This is a genomic window from Streptococcus peroris ATCC 700780 (assembly GCF_000187585.1).
GTDB lineage: Bacteria > Bacillota > Bacilli > Lactobacillales > Streptococcaceae > Streptococcus > Streptococcus peroris.
In genome coordinates this window covers 1,212,635-1,229,846 of the sequence record NZ_GL732463.1, presented here as the reverse complement: position 1 = coordinate 1,229,846, position 17,212 = coordinate 1,212,635, and the positions used below count along the sequence as shown (strand labels likewise).

Here is a 17,212-nt window from a genome sequence, read left to right as displayed (position 1 = left end):
TGTCAAAGGAGAATTCATATGACACAACATCTTACTGCTGACACACTTCGCAAGGATTTTCTTGCTGTTTTTGGTCAAGAAGCAGACCAAACCTTCTTCTCACCTGGTCGTATCAACTTGATTGGGGAACATACTGACTATAACGGTGGCCATGTTTTCCCGGCAGCTATTTCACTAGGAACATACGGAGCTGCTCGTAAGCGCGATGACCAAGTATTACGTTTCTACTCGGCAAACTTTGAAGACAAAGGAATCATCGAAGTTCCTCTAGCTGACCTTAAGTTTGAGAAAGAGCATAACTGGGCCAACTATCCAAAAGGTGTCCTTCACTTCTTACAAGAGGCTGGGCATGTGATTGATAAAGGTTTTGATTTCTATGTTTATGGAAATATTCCAAATGGTGCTGGTTTGTCTTCTTCTGCATCCTTAGAGCTTTTGACTGGTGTCGTGGCAGAATACCTCTTTGACCTAAAATTGGATCGTCTAGATTTGGTTAAAATTGGAAAATTGACAGAAAATAACTTTATTGGTGTGAACTCTGGTATCATGGACCAATTTGCCATTGGTATGGGTGCTGACCAACGTGCTATTTACCTAAATACTAATACTCTAGAATACGACTTGGTTCCCCTTGATTTGAAGGATAATGTCGTTGTCATCATGAACACCAACAAACGTCGTGAATTGGCTGATTCGAAGTACAATGAACGCCGTGCGGAATGTGAAAAAGCAGTAGAAGAACTCCAAGTTGCCTTGGATATCCAGACTTTAGGTGAATTGGATGAGTGGGCTTTTGATGAATATAGCTACCTTATCAAAGATGAAAATCGTTTAAAACGCGCTCGCCATGCTGTTCTTGAAAATCAACGGACCCTTAAAGCACAAGCAGCACTTCAGGCAGGAGATTTGGACAAGTTTGGTCGTTTGATGAATGCCTCTCATGTGTCTCTGGAACATGATTACGAAGTGACTGGCTTGGAATTGGATACTCTTGTCCATACAGCTTGGGCTCAAGAAGGGGTCCTCGGTGCTCGTATGACAGGAGCAGGTTTTGGTGGTTGTGCGATTGCCTTAGTTCAAAAAGATGCGGTTGAGTCCTTTAAAGAGGCTGTTGGAAAACGCTACGAGGAAGTCGTTGGCTACGCTCCAAGCTTCTATATTGCTGAAGTTGCAGGTGGTAGCCGTGTACTTGAATAGTCGAAAGGAGGCTTTATAAGTGACTTTAGTCGAAAAATTTGTAACACAAGTTATTGAAGAAAGTTCTTATGAGGAGTTGGATCGTATTTATCTGACCAATCGTGTTTTGGCACTGGTTGGAGATGGCGTTTTGGAAGTCGAAACCAATGTTTCTGAGTTGATTGACCTAAAAGACCAATTAGTCGAGGAAGCCGTTCGATTAGAAGCGATTGAAGATAGTCAGACTGCACGTGAAATCCTCGGTGCAGACCTCATGGACTTGGTGACTCCGTGTCCAAGTCAGGTTAATCGTGACTTTTGGGCTACCTATGCCCAGTCACCAGAGCAGGCGATTGCAGACTTTTACCAACTTAGTCAGAAGAATGACTACATCAAACTCAAAGCCATTGCGAAAAACATTGCTTATCGTGTTCCATCTGACTACGGTGAACTTGAGATCACCATCAATCTGTCTAAGCCTGAAAAGGATCCTAAGGCGATTGCGGCAACCAAGCTAGTCAAGTCTAGTAACTATCCTCAATGTCAGCTCTGTATGGAAAATGAAGGGTATCATGGCAGAGTTAATCATCCGGCTAGGAGTAATCATCGTATTATTCGATTTTCAATGGCGGGGCATGAGTGGGGCTTTCAATATTCACCTTATGCTTACTTTAATGAGCACTGTATTTTCCTAGATAGCAAGCATCGTCCTATGGCTATTAGCCGCCAAAGTTTTGAGAGACTGCTGTCTATTGTGGAGCAGTTCCCGGGCTACTTTGCTGGTTCGAATGCGGACTTACCTATTGTGGGTGGTTCCATTCTGACGCATGATCATTATCAAGGTGGACGTCATGTTTTTCCAATGGAAATAGCGCCTTTGCAACAAAGCTTCCACTTCCAAGGTTTTGAGAATGTCAAAGCTGGAATCGTAAAGTGGCCTATGTCGGTCATTCGATTGACGTCGGATTCAAAAGACGATTTGACCAATCTTGCTGAGAAAATCTTACTTTCTTGGCGTCAGTATTCTGACCCAAGTGTACAGGTCTTTGCGGAAAGCAATGGAATACCGCATCACACTATCACACCGATTGCGCGTAAACGAGATGGGCAGTTTGAGTTGGACTTGGTTTTGCGGGACAATCAAACATCTCCAGAGCATCCAGATGGTATCTATCATCCCCACAAGGATGTCCAACATATCAAGAAGGAAAATATCGGCTTGATAGAGGTCATGGGTTTGGCTATCTTGCCACCACGCTTGAAGGTCGAACTGGAGCAAGTAGCAGCTTACCTAGTCGGAGAGGATGTTTCAGTAGCAGATTATCACCAAGAATGGGCAGATGAGTTGAAAGAATCCCATCCTGGATTGACTGACAAAGACCAAGCTCTTAATATCGTCCAAGAATCTGTTGGAAAAATCTTTGCTCGAGTTTTGGAAGATGCAGGAGTTTACAAGCAAACAGAAGAAGGACAAGCTGCCTTTATGCGCTTTGTAGAGCAGGTCGGAATTTTATCTGAATAAGTGCTTCTTCCTTGCATAGGCCTATAAAAAGTAGTATCATAGTGTCGTTTGAAATATCAGGAGGAACGTATGAAAGATTTTCACTTTGACGCTATATCTGCCTTTGAAAATTACGAAATTGAAAAAATGAGAGATGGCCACGTTGTGGTGACGACAAAAGTAGTGGACTCTTCACTCAACTACTATGGAAATGCCCATGGAGGCTATCTATTTTCCCTTTGTGACCAAATCAGTGGACTTGTGGTGATTTCGCTTGACTTAGATGGAGTGACGCTCCAGTCTTCTATCAACTATCTGAAAGCTGGAAATCTAGGGGATGTTCTCACTATCAAGGGAGAATGTGTCCATCAAGGACGTACCACTTGTGTGGTCGATGTTGATATCACCAACCAAGATGGCCGAAATGTCTGCAAGGCAACCTTCACCATGTTTGTCACAGGACAACGGTCTGAAGATAGACAGGTGAGGATATAAAAGAAAGAATGAGTAGGAAAAATTATCCTACTCATTTTATTTTATTAAATAAGTTCCAGAGAAATGTAGAAGAGTAGTGAAATACCAAGCTAATGGCTACTTATATGTGGTATAATAATAAGTATGAATATTGAACAAACGAAAAAAGTTATTCTACAACCATTTACTAAATGGACAGGTGGGAAAAGGAAATTATTACCTATCATAAAAGAACTTATGCCTGAAACGTATAATGATTATTATGAACCTTTTATCGGCGGGGGGGCATTATTTTTTGATTTAGCTCCTGAAAGGGCTGTTATTAATGATTATAATGCCGAGTTAATCAACTGTTATCAACAAATTAAGGATAATCCTCAGGAGTTAATTGACTTATTGAAGTATCATCAAGAAAATAATTCAAAAGATTATTACTTACAATTACGCTCAGCTGATCGTGATGATAGAATAAACAATATGTCCGATGTCCAAAGAGCTGCTCGAATTCTATATATGCTAAGAGTCGATTTTAATGGCTTATATCGAGTGAATTCTAAAAATCAATTTAATGTACCATACGGTAGCTATAAAAATCCTAAAATTGTTGATGAAGAGTTAATATTTGCTATTTCAAATTATCTAAATAACAATCAAATAGAGATTAGAACAGGCGATTTTGAGGATGCACTCTTAGATGTTAAAGAAGGTGATTTTATCTATTTCGATCCTCCTTATATTCCATTATCTGAGACAAGCGCCTTTACATCGTATACTCATGAAGGTTTTTCTTACGAGGACCAAGTTAGATTAAGAGATACATTTAGGAGACTAAGTGATGCAGGCGCTTATGTAATGTTGTCAAATTCATCGAGTCATTTAGTAGAGGAATTATATCGAGATTTTAATATCCATTATGTAGAGGCTACACGAACAAATGGTGCCAAGTCTTCCAGCCGAGGAAAAATTTCTGAAATTATAGTCACAAATTATGAAAATTAACGAATATAAGTATGGGGGTGTTTTAATGACAAAACCATACTATAATAAAGACAAAATGATTCTTGTTCATTCAGATACGTTTAAATTATTATCAAAAATGAAACCAGAAAGTATGGATATGATCTTTGCTGACCCACCATATTTTTTAAGTAATGGTGGGATATCTAATTCTGGGGGACAGGTTGTTTCCGTTGATAAAGGAGATTGGGATAAGATTTCTTCATTTGAGGAAAAGCATGAGTTTAACCGTAAATGGATTCGATTAGCAAAAGAAGTTTTGAAGCCTAATGGGACTATATGGATTTCGGGGAGTTTGCATAATATTTACTCAGTTGGAATGGCATTAGAGCAAGAAGGTTTTAAAATTCTAAATAATATTACTTGGCAGAAAACAAACCCTGCACCCAATTTATCCTGTCGTTATTTTACTCATTCTACTGAAACTATTTTATGGGCAAGAAAAAATGATAAAAAAGCTCGTCATTATTACAATTACGATTTGATGAAAGAGCTAAATGATGGTAAGCAAATGAAAGATGTTTGGACAGGAGCCTTGACGAAAAAAGCTGAGAAATGGGCTGGCAAGCATCCAACACAAAAACCAGAATATTTATTGGAACGTATAATTTTGGCTTCTACTAAAGAAGGGGACTATATTTTAGACCCGTTTGTAGGAAGTGGAACAACAGGAGTGGTTGCTAAACGCTTAGGTAGAAGATTTATAGGGATTGATGCTGAAAAAGAATATTTGAAAATTGCAAAGAAGAGGTTGGAATATACAGAATGAAAAAAGGTGGCATTGGAGGAGCAAACACTAAAACAGGTTTAGCTTTTGAAATACAAACGGATTTCCCTACATTTTTAGCTAGTCAAGATGGCTACAGTATTGAGAATATTGACTATGATACTAAAAGGACGGAACAAGGAGGAAAAACGAAAATCATCAAAGGAACTAAATTGCGTTCGCAACCTTTTTAGATGGAGTATAAAATTTTTAGGAGATGAAGTTGGACAGATTTTCCAAAAAACGGGTCTCTATCGCTATTTTGATGAAATTGATGGATTTGATTATACGAAAATTATATCCGCTCAATTATTACCTGATGAAGCAATTTTTGTAGTTAGTAAAAATACAGTTTATATAGTTGAGAAAAAGACCCAGAGTAAAGGTGGCAGTGTTGACGAAAAGTTACAAACATGTGATTTTAAATTAAAACAATATAAAAAGCTCTTTTCTCCGTTAAATAAAGAAGTTTGCTATTCTTATTTATTGGATAAAGATTGGTTTAAAAATCCTCGCTATAAAGATACTTTAGATTATATCATTAGTGTTGGATGTAAATATTATTTTAATTATATTCCGTTAGATGCGATTGGCTTACCACTGCCTAAACAAGAGGAGAAATAATTATGAATTTAAAAAAATATTTAACAAAATCTCCACAAGATAGATTAACAATTTTCTTAGAATCATTATCAATTACCAACAGAACTCCTGAGTATTATGTAAATTGGGAGAAAGTTAATCGTGAGACAAAGAAGTATGAACTAGAGTTGAATACTTTAAACTACTTAATTGGTAAAGATGATATTTATATAGAAGCTCTTGATTTGTTCACTAAACAACCTAATTTGTTAAAAGCAATTCCTAGCCTAATTGCAAGTCGTGATAGAGTTTTAGATATTCTTACAATAGACAATGATGATAATATGTCTTTTGAGCAATTGGATTTCAAAACGATAGACACTAGTAGAATAGATGATTACTTGAAATTTATCGAGCAATCTGGTTTATTAAATTTTTTACAACAACATGCTAATCGTTCATTAGTTGATTATGTTTATGGAGTAGAGACTGGATTAGATAGCAATGCACGAAAAAACCGAAGTGGAACAACCATGGAGGGGATTTTAGAGAGACATGTAGCAAAAATTTCTCAGGAACAAACATTGGAATGGAAATCTCAAGCTACAGCCCAATTCATTAAGGATAAGTGGGGAATTAAAGTACCTGTTGATAAATCTGAGAGAAGATTTGATGTTGCAGTTTATTCCCGAGAAAAACATAAGGTTTGGCTGATTGAAACAAATTACTATGGTGGAGGAGGAAGTAAATTAAAAGCAGTAGCTGGTGAATTTACTGAACTTAGTCAATTCGTGGTCACATCAGATGATGCTGTTGAATTTGTATGGGTTACGGATGGTCAAGGATGGAAAACTGCACACATACCATTAGCAGAAGCATTTAGTCATATCACTAATGTGTTTAACTTAGAAATGTTGAGAGAAGGATTTTTATCTGAATTGTTTCGACAATAGACTTGTTGAACTTTAAAATTAGGTAAGTGACAAAAGAAATAAGAAAAAGAGGCATATGCCTCTTTTTTATTTCTTTTTCCACTCTAATACTTTATCATTCTATTCACTAAATCTTAAAAAATAGCCATCTGGGTCTAAAACTGCAAATTCATGAGGGTAGATATATTGTTCACCAACTCGAAATTCTCTTTTGGTCAATGGACGATGAATAGGATAGTTAGACTCGATTACTTTCTGATAGAGTCGAGGAACATCCTTTATGCCAAAGGAGATATTGACTCCTCGGCCAAATGGGTAACTAAGTCCAGCTAGTTCCTCCTTACTTCCCTCCTCTAGCATTAGTTGGCAATCTTCAAGAGATAGGAAGAGAAAGTTTTCTTCTGGTCGCTCGTATTCGATTATAAAACCCAGTAAATCGCAGTAGAAGGAACGGGACTGTTCTATATTTGAGACCATAAACTCGGGAATAACTGCATTGTAGTCCATAAAGAAAATCCTTACAATTTAATCTCCAAGACAATCGGTGTATGGTCTTGGCGTGGGCCTGAGTCAATCATGTCTGACTTGGTAACCTTGTCTGCTACACGGTTACTTGTGAGCCAGTAGTCGATTCTCCAGCCTGTGTTGTTGATTTTTGAAGTTTTGCTGCGTTGTGCCCACCAAGTATAGCGTTCTGGAACATCGCCATGGACATGACGGAAGGTATCAGTAAATCCTTTGGCTAAAAGGTTTGTAAATCCTTCACGTTCTTCGTCTGTGAAACCTGGTGAACGGTGGTTGCTGGCTGGGTTGGCAAGGTCAATTTCCTTGTGGGCAACGTTGTAGTCACCTGTAGCAAGGACTGGTTTTTTCTTGTCTAATTCAGCCAAGTACTCTGCATATTTGATATCCCAGACTTGACGTTCTTCCAAGCGTTTGAGGCCATCACCAGCGTTTGGTGTGTAAACTTGAGTCACGAAAAATGTATCAAATTCTAGGGTGATGATGCGGCCTTCCGAATCCATAGTAGAAGGGGCACCGATTTCTGGAAAGCTGATAGTTGGAGTGAGTTCTTTCTTATAGAGGAACATAGTTCCAGCATAGCCTTTACGAGCAGGTTCTTGAGAGGAACGCCAAGTATTTTCATATCCAGGGAAGAGTTCTTCTAACACCTCGAGGTGTTTTTTAGTAGGCCCTGTAGCTGAAAGCTTGGTTTCTTGGATGGCGATAATATCAGCGTCTTCGGCTACCAAGGTTTGTAGGACGTCTTGTGATAATTTCGCACGCGCAGAATCACTCGTGAGTGCAGCGTTTAGGGAATCAATATTCCATGAGATCAGTTTCATAATGTTTACCTTTTCATTCAGATTATAGACAATATTATACCAGAAAAAGAAGTAATTCCCCAGCGTATAGTTTGAAAAATCAAGTTTATTGCTTTATAATAAAGAATGATTTTAGAAAAAGGAAAGAAAGTGAATGAAATTTTATTCGTATGCCTATGTTCTCAGTCAGATTAACCAGCAAAATGGAGTTATGATTGGTATTGGGATTCTCTTATTAATCGTTACTGCATTTTTTGCTTTTAAGGCTTATCGCGACAGACGGAGTACAAAATTTCGTGAGCTTGTCATTATTTCCATCCTTTCATTGATAGCAATGATTTTGATGAGTATTACGAGTTATCAGAGCAATCAAGCTTCTAACAATCGATTTCAAACATCGCTTCATTTTATAGAAATCGTTTCAAAGGACTTAGGAGTGGACAAGTCAGAGGTTTATGTCAATACATCGGCTACAACTGATGGAGCTCTGCTTAAGGTAGGGGACAACTATTACCGTGCCATGAATGGAAATAAGCCAGACAAGTATCTTCTAGAAAAAATTGAATTGCATCAAACAGATGACATTGAACTAGTGGAGGTGAACCAATGACACTGAACTATATTGAAATTTTTATCAAACTAGCTTTGGGTCTGGTTTCTCTTGTTTTTGTTATCAATGTAACCGGTAAGGGAAATCTAGCTCCCAATTCTGCTACAGACCAAATTCAAAACTATGTTCTTGGTGGGATTATTGGGGGTGTCATCTATAATAGCTCTATCTCCATTCTCCAGTATACCGTTATCTTGATTATGTGGACTATTCTTGTCTTGACGCTGAAATGGCTCAATAACAATGTCCGTTTTGTTAAACACTTGATTGATGGTAAACCAACTTTACTCATCAAAAATGGGCAAATCGATCCCGAAGCCTGTCGCTCTGTCGGACTCTCTGCAGCGGATGTTGCACTAAAACTCCGTAGCCAAGGGATTTTTCAACTCAAGCAAGTCAAGCGGGCCGTTCAGGAACAAAATGGCCAGCTAATCGTGGTGCAGATGGGTGATGAAAATCCCAAATACCCTGTGGTAACTGACGGGGTGATTCAGTTGGATGTCCTAGAGTCTATCGGTCGTAGCGAGGAGTGGCTCCTCGATAATCTTAGTAAACAAGGCTATGATACTGTTTCAAACATCTTTATCGCAGAATACGACAAAGGTGTTGTAACAGTCGTGACTTATGAATAAGAAAAACCTGGGGCAATGTGTCTCAGGTTTCAATTTGCAGATGTAGAACTAGAAAGGAAAAACATGACCATTATCCGAAAACTCTGGTGGTTTTTCAAATTAGAAAAGCGCCGTTATTTAATAGGTATTCTAGCTTTAACCCTAGTTGCAGTTCTGAATTTAATTCCGCCGATGGTCATGGGGCATGTCATTGATGCCATTACCTCTGGCCAGTTAACGCATCAGGATCTTCTTCTCAATCTCATCTATCTAGTATTTGCTGCGATTGGACTCTATTATCTTCGCTATGTCTGGCGTATGTATATCTTGGGAACTTCTTATCGCTTAGGGCAAATCATGCGGTCTCGTTTGTTTGAACACTTTACCAAGATGTCTCCCTCTTTTTACCAGACCTATCGGACAGGGGATTTAATGGCCCACGCGACCAATGATATCAATTCTCTCACCCGATTGGCGGGTGGTGGTGTAATGTCTGCGGTAGATGCGACGATTACAGCACTGGTCACCTTGCTCACTATGTTTTTCAGTATTTCATGGCAGATGACACTGGTAGCCATTATTCCATTGCCATTCATGGCGATTGCGACGAGTCGTTTAGGTCGAAAAACACACCGAGCTTTTAGCCAATCACAAGCAGCCTTTTCTGAGTTAAATAATAAGGTTCAGGAGTCTGTTTCAGGAATTAAAGTAACCAAGTCCTTCGGCTACCAGGCTGATGAGTTGGATTCATTTCAAACAGTGAATGAACGAACCTTCCAAAAGAATATGCAAACCATGAAATATGATAACCTATTTGATCCCATGGTCTTACTTTTTGTTGGTTTTTCCTATGTTCTCACCCTTTTAGTCGGTTCACTCATGATTCAGGCAGGAAGTGTGACGGTTGGGAATTTAGTCACCTTTATTAGTTATTTGGATATGTTAGTCTGGCCTTTAATGGCGATTGGTTTCTTGTTTAACATCACCCAGAGAGGAAACGTGTCTTATCAACGTATTGAAAATCTCTTGACGCATGAGTCTGAAGTTAAAGATCCAGAACATCCACTCCCTAGTATTCAGAATGGTCGTCTGGAGTATGCCATTGATCATTTTGCCTTTGAAGATGAAGATACGCTACATGAAATTCATTTTACCTTAGAAAAAGGTCAGACCTTAGGGTTGGTTGGTCAAACAGGTTCCGGAAAGACTTCTCTTTTAAAATTGCTTTTACGAGAGTATGATGTCAACCAAGGAGCTATCTACTTAAATGGGCATGACATACGAGAATATCGCTTGACCGATCTTCGTGGTTTGATTGGCTATGTTCCTCAAGACCAGTTTCTTTTTGCGACTTCTATCCTCGAGAATGTTCGTTTTGGAAATCCAAGTTTAACAGTTCCACAAGTGGTAGAAGCGACGAAGCTTGCTCAAGTCTATCAAGATATTACAGAGATGCCTCAGGGATTTGACACCATTATCGGTGAAAAAGGGGTCAGCTTATCGGGTGGGCAAAAACAACGTTTGGCCATGAGTCGTGCCATGATTTTAGATCCAGATATCTTGATTTTGGATGATTCTCTTTCAGCGGTGGATGCTAAGACAGAGTACGCCATCATAGACAATCTTAAGGCTACTCGCAAGGATAAGACAACCATTATTACCGCTCACCGTCTTAGTGCAGTTGTCCATGCAGACTTAATTTTGGTTCTACAGGATGGCCGGATTATTGAACGCGGGAAACACGATGATTTGTTGGCTTTGGGTGGCTGGTATGCCCAAACCTATGAATCACAACAGTTAGAAATGAAAGGAGAAGAAGATGCAGAATAAGCACCAACAGTGGATGGTATTGAAACGCCTCATTCGTTATCTCAAGCCCTATACCTGGCTTACGATTTGTGCGCTTGCCTTTCTCCTATTTACAACGATTATTAAGAGTGTTATCCCTCTTGTTGCTTCTCAATTCATTGACCATTATCTCCATGATCTCAATCATGTGGCTATTTTGATGTTGCTTGGTTATTATTGCCTTTATATCTTGCAAATGCTTGTGCAATACGTGGGAAATCTCCTCTTTGCGCGCGTGTCCTATAGTATCGTCAGAGATATTCGACGAGATGCCTTTGCTAATATGGAAAAACTGGGGATGTCCTTCTTTGATAAGACACCTGCAGGTTCCATCGTGTCTCGTTTGACCAATGATACTGAGACCATTAGTGATATGTTTTCAGGAATTCTCTCAAGCTTTATCTCAGCAGTCTTTATCTTTGTGACGACCCTTTACACCATGATGATCTTGGATTATCGCTTAACAGGACTAATCATTTTATTTCTACCCTTGATTTTCCTTTTGGTTAATCTTTATCGAAAAAAATCGGTCCATATCATCGAAAAAACGAGGAGCCTCTTATCAGATATCAATAGCAAACTTGCAGAGAGTATCGAAGGAATTCGAATTATTCAGGCTTTCAATCAAGAAAAACGGTTACAGGAAGAATTTGACAAAATCAATGAAGAACATTTTGTTTATGCCAACCGTTCCATTTCAGTTGACTCTCTATTTTTGAGACCTGCGATGAGTCTACTCAAGCTCCTTGGTTATGCTGTCTTGATGGCTTATTTTGGCTATCGGGGTCTTTATATGGGAATCACTGCAGGGACTATGTATGCATTTATCCAGTATATCAATCGTCTCTTTGATCCCTTGATCGATGTATCACAGAATTTTTCGACCCTTCAAACTTCTATGGTTTCAGCAAGTCGTGTCTTTGCTATGATTGATCAAAGGGAGTACGAACCAGAACAGCAGTCTAAGGATGTACAGCTAACTGAGGGAAATGTCCGCTTTGAACATGTCTCTTTCTCCTATGATGGGAAACATCAGATTTTGGATGATATTTCCTTTACGGTCAATAAGGGAGAAACTATCGCCTTTGTCGGTCATACTGGTTCTGGGAAATCTTCTATCATCAATGTTCTCATGCGTTTTTATGAATTTCAGTCAGGTCGTGTCTATATAGATGATGTCGATATCCGAGACTATAGTCAGAAAGAATTGAGAAATAATATTGGGCTAGTCTTACAGGAACCCTTTCTTTATCATGGTACGATTAAGTCGAATATTGCCATGTATCAGGATCTCAGTGAAGAGGAAATTGAAAAAGCAGCGGTTTTTGTGGATGCCGATCCCTTCATTCAGAAATTGCCGGATGGCTATGATGCTCCTGTTTCTGAGCGTGGTTCAAGCTTTTCAACGGGACAACGTCAACTTCTGGCTTTTGCTCGTACGGTAGCCAGTCAACCCAAAATTCTGATTTTGGATGAAGCAACTGCTAATATTGATTCTGAAACAGAAACACTCGTTCAAAATTCCTTAGCGAAAATGAGAAAAGGACGGACAACCATTGCGATTGCTCACCGCCTATCTACTATTCAAGATGCCAACTGTATCTATGTCCTAGACAAGGGACGAATCATCGAGAGTGGAACACACGAGGAACTTTTAGCCTTGGGAGGTACTTACTACAAAATGTATAGTCTTCAGGCTGGGGCACTATCCTAAGGAAGAATTCCTTTAAAATACAGATTTCTTGCACAGGCTCTTTCATTTTGTGGTATAATGTAGAATGTTTAAAGATTCCATTTTAAAAAACAGAGGAGGATGTGCATGCTGAGATGGGATGAACTACCTCAAGAGATGCAATTGAGCGAGGTAAAACCATATTACCAGCTCGTCTCTAGAAGAAAAGGTTCACTGGCCCTCAAGCGTTGTCTAGATTTCTTACTAGCCTTAGTCTTGTTAATCTTGACTTCACCCGTGTTTTTGGTTCTAAGCATTTGGATCAAGCTAGATAGCAAAGGACCAGTCATTTACAAGCAGGTGCGGGTAACCCAGTACAACCGTCATTTCAAGATATGGAAATTCCGTACCATGGTAACCGACGCTGATAAGAAAGGAAGCCTAGTGACTTCTGCAAATGATAGCCGTATTACCAAAGTTGGAAATTTCATTCGTCGTGTTCGTTTGGATGAACTGCCGCAATTGGTCAATGTTCTCAAAGGAGAGATGTCCTTTGTAGGCACTCGTCCTGAAGTACCACGCTACACAGAGCAATATAGTCCTGAGATGATGGCCACTTTGCTATTGCCAGCAGGGATTACATCGTTTGCAAGTATTAACTATAAGGACGAGGACGCCATCATCAGTCAAATGACTGCAAAAGGTATGACCGTTGATCAGGCTTATGTGGAAAGGGTCCTTCCAGAGAAGATGCACTTTAATCTAGCCTACTTACGTGATTTTAATTTCTTCGGAGATATTAAAATCATGTTCCAGACTGTAATTGAAGTTTTAAAATAAAGTAGTTCTAAGACTTAAAACCGATAAAAGGAGTAAAACAATGCCAAAGTATAATATTCCATTTTCACCACCTGATATTACTGAAGCTGAAATTGCCGAAGTAGCAGATACCCTTCGTTCTGGTTGGATCACAACAGGTCCAAAGACAAAAGAATTGGAACGTCGTCTATCTCTCTTCACTAAGACACCTAAAACAGTCTGCCTCAACTCTGCCACAGCAGCCCTTGAATTGATTTTGCGCGTGCTTGAAGTGGGGCCTGGTGATGAAGTTATCGTTCCAGCTATGACTTATACAGCTTCATGTAGTGTCATCACTCACGTAGGTGCGACACCAGTTATGGTTGATATCCAAGGTGATACTTTCGAAATGGATTATGACAAGCTTGAACAAGCGATTACTGAGAAGACTAAGGTTATCATCCCAGTGGAACTTGCGGGAATTATCTGTGACTATGATCGTTTGTTTCAAGTTGTTGAGAAGAAACGTGACTTATTTACAGCTACTAGCAAGTGGCAAAAGGTCTTTAATCGTATTGTTATAGTATCTGATAGTGCCCATGCTTTAGGTTCAACCTACAAAGGGCAACCAGCTGGGGCCATTGCAGACTTTACGTCATTCTCTTTCCACGCAGTCAAGAACTTTACAACTGCTGAAGGGGGAAGTGCAACTTGGAAAGCTAATCCAGCTATTGATGATGAAGAAATGTACAAGGAATTCCAGATTCTTTCTCTTCATGGTCAAACCAAAGATGCGCTTGCTAAGATGCAACTAGGTTCATGGGAATATGATATTGTAAAACCTGCCTATAAGTGTAACATGACAGATATTATGGCTTCGATTGGTTTGGTACAATTGGACCGTTATCCTGGCTTGCTTCACCGTCGTAAAGAGATCGTGTCTCGTTATGACCGTGGATTTGCAGGAACTCGGATTCATCCCTTAACTCATCAGACAGATACTGTTGAATCTTGTCGTCACCTTTACGTTACCCATGTAGAAGGTGCTAGTCTCGAAGAGCGAAATCAGATTATCCAAGAATTGGCTAAGGCAGGAATCGCAAGTAACGTTCATTACAAGCCCCTTCCACTTTTGACAGCTTATAAGAATCTTGGCTTTGATATGGCAAACTATCCTAAGGCTTATGCCTACTTTGTAAACGAGATTACACTACCACTTCACACGAAATTAACGGATGAAGAAGTGGATTATATCATTGAGACTTTTGTTAGAGTTTCAGAAGAGGTTCTTGGTTCTTCAAAAAAATAACAAAAAGGTCTTGACAAAGAAAAAGCAAAATTTTATAATAATCTAAACAAATCAGAAAAGTAATTATTTTTTAATCTTCAGGGAGCCTGTGGTTACTGTGAACAGGTGATTGAGAGTAATGAAATTGGGCTGGTTTGGAAATATGAATTTGAAACAATGAAAATTCGGTGCGCACACCTTACAGTGCAACTTGTTGATAGACAAGGCAGAGATGTAAAGGGGATAGTCTCTTTACAATTGAGGTGGCACCGCGTCCCGAACGCCCTCACACAGATTTTTCTGTGTGAGGGCTTTTTGTTTATCCTCGAATTGGTAGTTCTAAAAAATGGGCCAAGGAAAGATAAAAATAGCATCAAGTTTTAAATTTTTAAAAAGATGGGAAAGATACAGAGATTTCTCTCACAGAGAGCTTGTGGTTGCTGAAAACAAGCAGAGAAAACTGTAAGGTTGGGTCCATCTGAAAATGAGAGAAGAAAACATGATTCTCAAGGGAGTGCCCTTTATCGCACAGCCTGTTACAAGAAGGTTCTGAGACAGGAATGAGAGATAGGAGAAATCCTATAATTGAGGTGGCACCGCGAATTTCGTCCTCACGCAAGTTATTTTGCGTGGGGATTTTTTGTAGAATCAACACGGGATCTAAGAAGAACTGAAAGGGGAATTACAATGGAACGAATCATTCATGGAGATGTTTTATCACCAATCTTGGCTTATATGCGCTTAAACGGAAAACACAAGGTCATACTTGAAAGTATCCCAAGAGAAAAAGAAAATGCTCGATTTTCTATCTTAGCCTATAACCCAGTTTTTGAGATTAAGTTTGAAAATGGAGTTCTTTATCAGAATGGTCAGGTAATTGATCGAGATCCTTTGGATTTCCTCTATGAGGTGACTCATAAGAGCCAGCACCATTCAGACCTACCTTTTGGTGGTGGAGCTATCGGATTTGTTGGCTATGATATGATTTCTCTCTATGAAGAAATTGGCCAGCTTCCTGAGGATACGATTGGGACGCCAGATATGCATTTCTTTGTTTACGAGAGTTATATGGTATTTGACCACAAGAAAGAAAAAATTCATATCATCGAGGATGCTCTCTACAGTAATCGAAGCAATGAAGAACTAGAAGTGGCTTTAGATCAGGTTTTAGAAGAGTTGAAAATCCCTGCTCCAAATGAATTTGAAGATTTGGACGTTTCTCCACTTCAGTTTAGACCACATATCTCTCCACAGAAATTTGAAGAAATGGTAGAAACAGCTCGCGACTTGATTCGCAACGGAGATATGTTCCAATGTGTGCTTAGCCAGCGCTTCTCCGCAGAGGTAACTGGAAATCCTTTTGACTTCTACAGAAATCTCCGAGTGACCAATCCATCAAATTACCTCTACTTTTATGATTTTGGAGATTATCAAATTATCGGTGCCAGTCCTGAGAGCTTGGTTTCCGTCAAGAATGGTATCGTGACAACCAATCCAATTGCAGGTACGCGACCTAGAGGCACTAATGACGAGGAAGATGCAGCACTTGCAAGTGATCTACTTTCTGATGAAAAGGAAACGGCAGAACACCGAATGTTGGTGGATTTGGGACGAAATGATATCGGTAGAATTGCTGAAACAGCCAGTGTCCAAGTAACTAAGTATATGGAAGTGGAACTTTTCCGTTATGTCATGCATTTGACCAGCGTGGTTAAAGGACATTTATTACCAGAACTGACTGCCATGGATGCCTTGAAGGCGACACTGCCGGCAGGAACAGTATCGGGAGCACCAAAGATTCGGGCCATGAAACGCATCTATGAACTAGAAACAGAGAAGCGAGGCGTATACGCAGGAGCTATCGGTTACTTATCAGCAACTGGAGACATGGATTTCGCTATTGCTATCCGAACTATGATTCTTAAAAATAAAACAGCCTACGTACAGGCTGGTGCAGGAATTGTTTATGATTCCATCGCTCAGAACGAATACCAAGAAACCATTAACAAAGCTAAATCTATGACTAGAATGGGAGAACTAAGACCATGATTTTACTGATTGATAATTATGATTCATTTACCTATAACCTAGCCCAATACATCGGGAATTTCGCAGAAGTTCAGGTTTTAAGAAATGATGATCCAACCCTTTATGAAGAAGCTACAAAGGCAGATGGACTGGTCTTTTCTCCTGGTCCAGGTTGGCCAGCTGATGCTGGGAAAATGGAAGAAATGATTCGTGATTTTGCAGGTAAGAAACCTATTCTAGGGATTTGTTTGGGGCACCAAGCCATCGCAGAAGTCTTTGGTGGTAAGTTGGGCTTGGCTCCTAAAGTTATGCACGGTAAACAAAGCCAGATTCGATTTGAGACTCCATCCGTTCTTTATCAAGGGATTGAGGACAATCGTCCAGTCATGCGTTACCACAGTATTTTAATTGAAGAGATGCCAGAAGAGTTTGAAGTGACCGCTCGTTCGACAGATGACCAAGCTATTATGGGGATTCAACACAAAACCTTGCCGATTTATGGCTTACAGTATCATCCAGAAAGTATTGGAACGCCAGATGGCCTATCTTCTATTCAGAATTTTATCGAGAAAGTTGTAAAGTGA

General features: G+C 39.6%; 17 protein-coding genes and 2 other annotated features. Of the genes, 15 read left to right on the top strand and 2 right to left on the bottom strand.

Annotation, left to right across the window (positions count from 1 at the left end):
- Positions 1-18 precede the first annotated feature (18 nt).
- The 7 genes from HMPREF9180_RS08010 (at position 19) to HMPREF9180_RS07980 (ending at position 6,469) form a co-directional block, all read left to right on the top strand.
- Positions 19-1,197 (top strand): galactokinase, encoded by a 1,179-nt coding sequence (locus HMPREF9180_RS08010; protein WP_006146026.1) that lies wholly within the window; start codon positions 19-21, stop codon positions 1,195-1,197.
- Between the two features lie 19 nt (positions 1,198-1,216).
- Positions 1,217-2,698, top strand: a complete 1,482-nt coding sequence (locus HMPREF9180_RS08005; protein ID WP_006146025.1) for a UDP-glucose--hexose-1-phosphate uridylyltransferase — start codon at positions 1,217-1,219, stop codon at positions 2,696-2,698.
- Positions 2,699-2,767: 69 nt separating this feature from the next.
- Positions 2,768-3,172 (top strand): PaaI family thioesterase, encoded by a 405-nt coding sequence (locus HMPREF9180_RS08000; protein ID WP_006146024.1) that lies wholly within the window; start codon positions 2,768-2,770, stop codon positions 3,170-3,172.
- Between the two features lie 123 nt (positions 3,173-3,295).
- Positions 3,296-4,150 carry a DNA adenine methylase gene (locus HMPREF9180_RS07995; protein WP_006146023.1) on the top strand — a complete coding sequence of 285 codons (855 nt, stop codon included), beginning with the start codon at positions 3,296-3,298 and terminating at the stop codon, positions 4,148-4,150.
- A 25-nt stretch (positions 4,151-4,175) separates the two neighbouring features.
- On the top strand, positions 4,176-4,937 hold the full coding sequence (locus HMPREF9180_RS07990) for a DNA-methyltransferase (RefSeq protein WP_025168737.1): 762 nt from the start codon (positions 4,176-4,178) through the stop codon (positions 4,935-4,937).
- 87 nt (positions 4,938-5,024) lie between these two features.
- Positions 5,025-5,558 carry a hypothetical protein gene (locus HMPREF9180_RS07985; RefSeq protein WP_006146021.1) on the top strand — a complete coding sequence of 178 codons (534 nt, stop codon included), beginning with the start codon at positions 5,025-5,027 and terminating at the stop codon, positions 5,556-5,558.
- Positions 5,559-5,560: 2 nt separating this feature from the next.
- A complete protein-coding gene (locus tag HMPREF9180_RS07980) occupies positions 5,561-6,469 on the top strand; it encodes a type II restriction endonuclease (protein ID WP_006146020.1) in 909 nt (302 codons plus the stop codon).
- A gap of 99 nt (positions 6,470-6,568) precedes the next feature.
- On the opposite strand, the gene HMPREF9180_RS07975 is transcribed toward HMPREF9180_RS07980, so the two are convergent.
- The gene (locus HMPREF9180_RS07975; protein WP_006146019.1) at positions 6,569-6,955 is read right to left on the bottom strand and encodes a bleomycin resistance protein; all 387 of its coding nucleotides are present in this window, start codon (positions 6,953-6,955) and stop codon (positions 6,569-6,571) included.
- An 11-nt stretch (positions 6,956-6,966) separates the two neighbouring features.
- Positions 6,967-7,794, bottom strand: a complete 828-nt coding sequence (locus tag HMPREF9180_RS07970) for an exodeoxyribonuclease III (protein ID WP_006146017.1) — start codon at positions 7,792-7,794, stop codon at positions 6,967-6,969.
- Between the two features lie 133 nt (positions 7,795-7,927).
- Between HMPREF9180_RS07970 and HMPREF9180_RS07965 the strand changes: the two genes are divergently transcribed.
- From HMPREF9180_RS07965 to HMPREF9180_RS07930, 8 genes are all read left to right on the top strand, one after another.
- Positions 7,928-8,383, top strand: coding sequence for a DUF3290 family protein (locus HMPREF9180_RS07965; protein WP_006146016.1), 456 nt, complete (start codon positions 7,928-7,930; stop codon positions 8,381-8,383).
- Positions 8,380-9,015 (top strand): DUF421 domain-containing protein, encoded by a 636-nt coding sequence (locus tag HMPREF9180_RS07960; protein WP_006146015.1) that lies wholly within the window; start codon positions 8,380-8,382, stop codon positions 9,013-9,015. Before HMPREF9180_RS07965 ends, HMPREF9180_RS07960 begins: the two co-directional genes overlap by 4 nt.
- Positions 9,016-9,078: 63 nt before the next feature.
- A complete protein-coding gene (locus HMPREF9180_RS07955) occupies positions 9,079-10,824 on the top strand; it encodes an ABC transporter ATP-binding protein (RefSeq protein WP_025168736.1) in 1,746 nt (581 codons plus the stop codon).
- The gene (locus HMPREF9180_RS07950) at positions 10,814-12,556 is read left to right on the top strand and encodes an ABC transporter ATP-binding protein (protein ID WP_006146013.1); all 1,743 of its coding nucleotides are present in this window, start codon (positions 10,814-10,816) and stop codon (positions 12,554-12,556) included. The genes HMPREF9180_RS07955 and HMPREF9180_RS07950 overlap by 11 nt, the downstream gene beginning before the upstream one ends.
- 105 nt (positions 12,557-12,661) lie before the next feature.
- On the top strand, positions 12,662-13,354 hold the full coding sequence (locus HMPREF9180_RS07945) for a sugar transferase (protein ID WP_006146012.1): 693 nt from the start codon (positions 12,662-12,664) through the stop codon (positions 13,352-13,354).
- Positions 13,355-13,394: 40 nt separating this feature from the next.
- Positions 13,395-14,621: a DegT/DnrJ/EryC1/StrS family aminotransferase gene (locus HMPREF9180_RS07940; RefSeq protein ID WP_006146011.1), complete on the top strand. Its 1,227-nt coding sequence runs from the start codon at positions 13,395-13,397 to the stop codon at positions 14,619-14,621.
- A gap of 43 nt (positions 14,622-14,664) precedes the next feature.
- Positions 14,665-14,891, top strand: a binding site (T-box leader).
- Between the two features lie 90 nt (positions 14,892-14,981).
- Positions 14,982-15,216 (top strand) — a binding site (T-box leader).
- Between the two features lie 71 nt (positions 15,217-15,287).
- Positions 15,288-16,649 carry an anthranilate synthase component I gene (gene trpE, locus HMPREF9180_RS07935; protein ID WP_006146010.1) on the top strand — a complete coding sequence of 454 codons (1,362 nt, stop codon included), beginning with the start codon at positions 15,288-15,290 and terminating at the stop codon, positions 16,647-16,649.
- Positions 16,646-17,212 carry an aminodeoxychorismate/anthranilate synthase component II gene (locus tag HMPREF9180_RS07930; protein WP_000601917.1) on the top strand — a complete coding sequence of 189 codons (567 nt, stop codon included), beginning with the start codon at positions 16,646-16,648 and terminating at the stop codon, positions 17,210-17,212. The genes trpE and HMPREF9180_RS07930 overlap by 4 nt, the downstream gene beginning before the upstream one ends.

Coding starts and splice junctions, on each gene's coding strand:
- HMPREF9180_RS08010 (WP_006146026.1), top strand. CDS start 19: ATGACACAACATCTTACTGCTGACACACTTCGCAAGGATTTTCTTGCT.
- HMPREF9180_RS08000 (WP_006146024.1), top strand. CDS start 2,768: ATGAAAGATTTTCACTTTGACGCTATATCTGCCTTTGAAAATTACGAA.
- HMPREF9180_RS07995 (WP_006146023.1), top strand. CDS start 3,296: ATGAATATTGAACAAACGAAAAAAGTTATTCTACAACCATTTACTAAA.
- HMPREF9180_RS07990 (WP_025168737.1), top strand. CDS start 4,176: ATGACAAAACCATACTATAATAAAGACAAAATGATTCTTGTTCATTCA.
- HMPREF9180_RS07985 (WP_006146021.1), top strand. CDS start 5,025: ATGGCTACAGTATTGAGAATATTGACTATGATACTAAAAGGACGGAAC.
- HMPREF9180_RS07980 (WP_006146020.1), top strand. CDS start 5,561: ATGAATTTAAAAAAATATTTAACAAAATCTCCACAAGATAGATTAACA.
- HMPREF9180_RS07975 (WP_006146019.1), bottom strand. CDS start 6,955: ATGGACTACAATGCAGTTATTCCCGAGTTTATGGTCTCAAATATAGAA.
- HMPREF9180_RS07970 (WP_006146017.1), bottom strand. CDS start 7,794: ATGAAACTGATCTCATGGAATATTGATTCCCTAAACGCTGCACTCACG.
- HMPREF9180_RS07965 (WP_006146016.1), top strand. CDS start 7,928: ATGAAATTTTATTCGTATGCCTATGTTCTCAGTCAGATTAACCAGCAA.
- HMPREF9180_RS07960 (WP_006146015.1), top strand. CDS start 8,380: ATGACACTGAACTATATTGAAATTTTTATCAAACTAGCTTTGGGTCTG.
- HMPREF9180_RS07955 (WP_025168736.1), top strand. CDS start 9,079: ATGACCATTATCCGAAAACTCTGGTGGTTTTTCAAATTAGAAAAGCGC.
- HMPREF9180_RS07950 (WP_006146013.1), top strand. CDS start 10,814: ATGCAGAATAAGCACCAACAGTGGATGGTATTGAAACGCCTCATTCGT.
- HMPREF9180_RS07945 (WP_006146012.1), top strand. CDS start 12,662: ATGCTGAGATGGGATGAACTACCTCAAGAGATGCAATTGAGCGAGGTA.
- HMPREF9180_RS07940 (WP_006146011.1), top strand. CDS start 13,395: ATGCCAAAGTATAATATTCCATTTTCACCACCTGATATTACTGAAGCT.
- trpE (WP_006146010.1), top strand. CDS start 15,288: ATGGAACGAATCATTCATGGAGATGTTTTATCACCAATCTTGGCTTAT.
- HMPREF9180_RS07930 (WP_000601917.1), top strand. CDS start 16,646: ATGATTTTACTGATTGATAATTATGATTCATTTACCTATAACCTAGCC.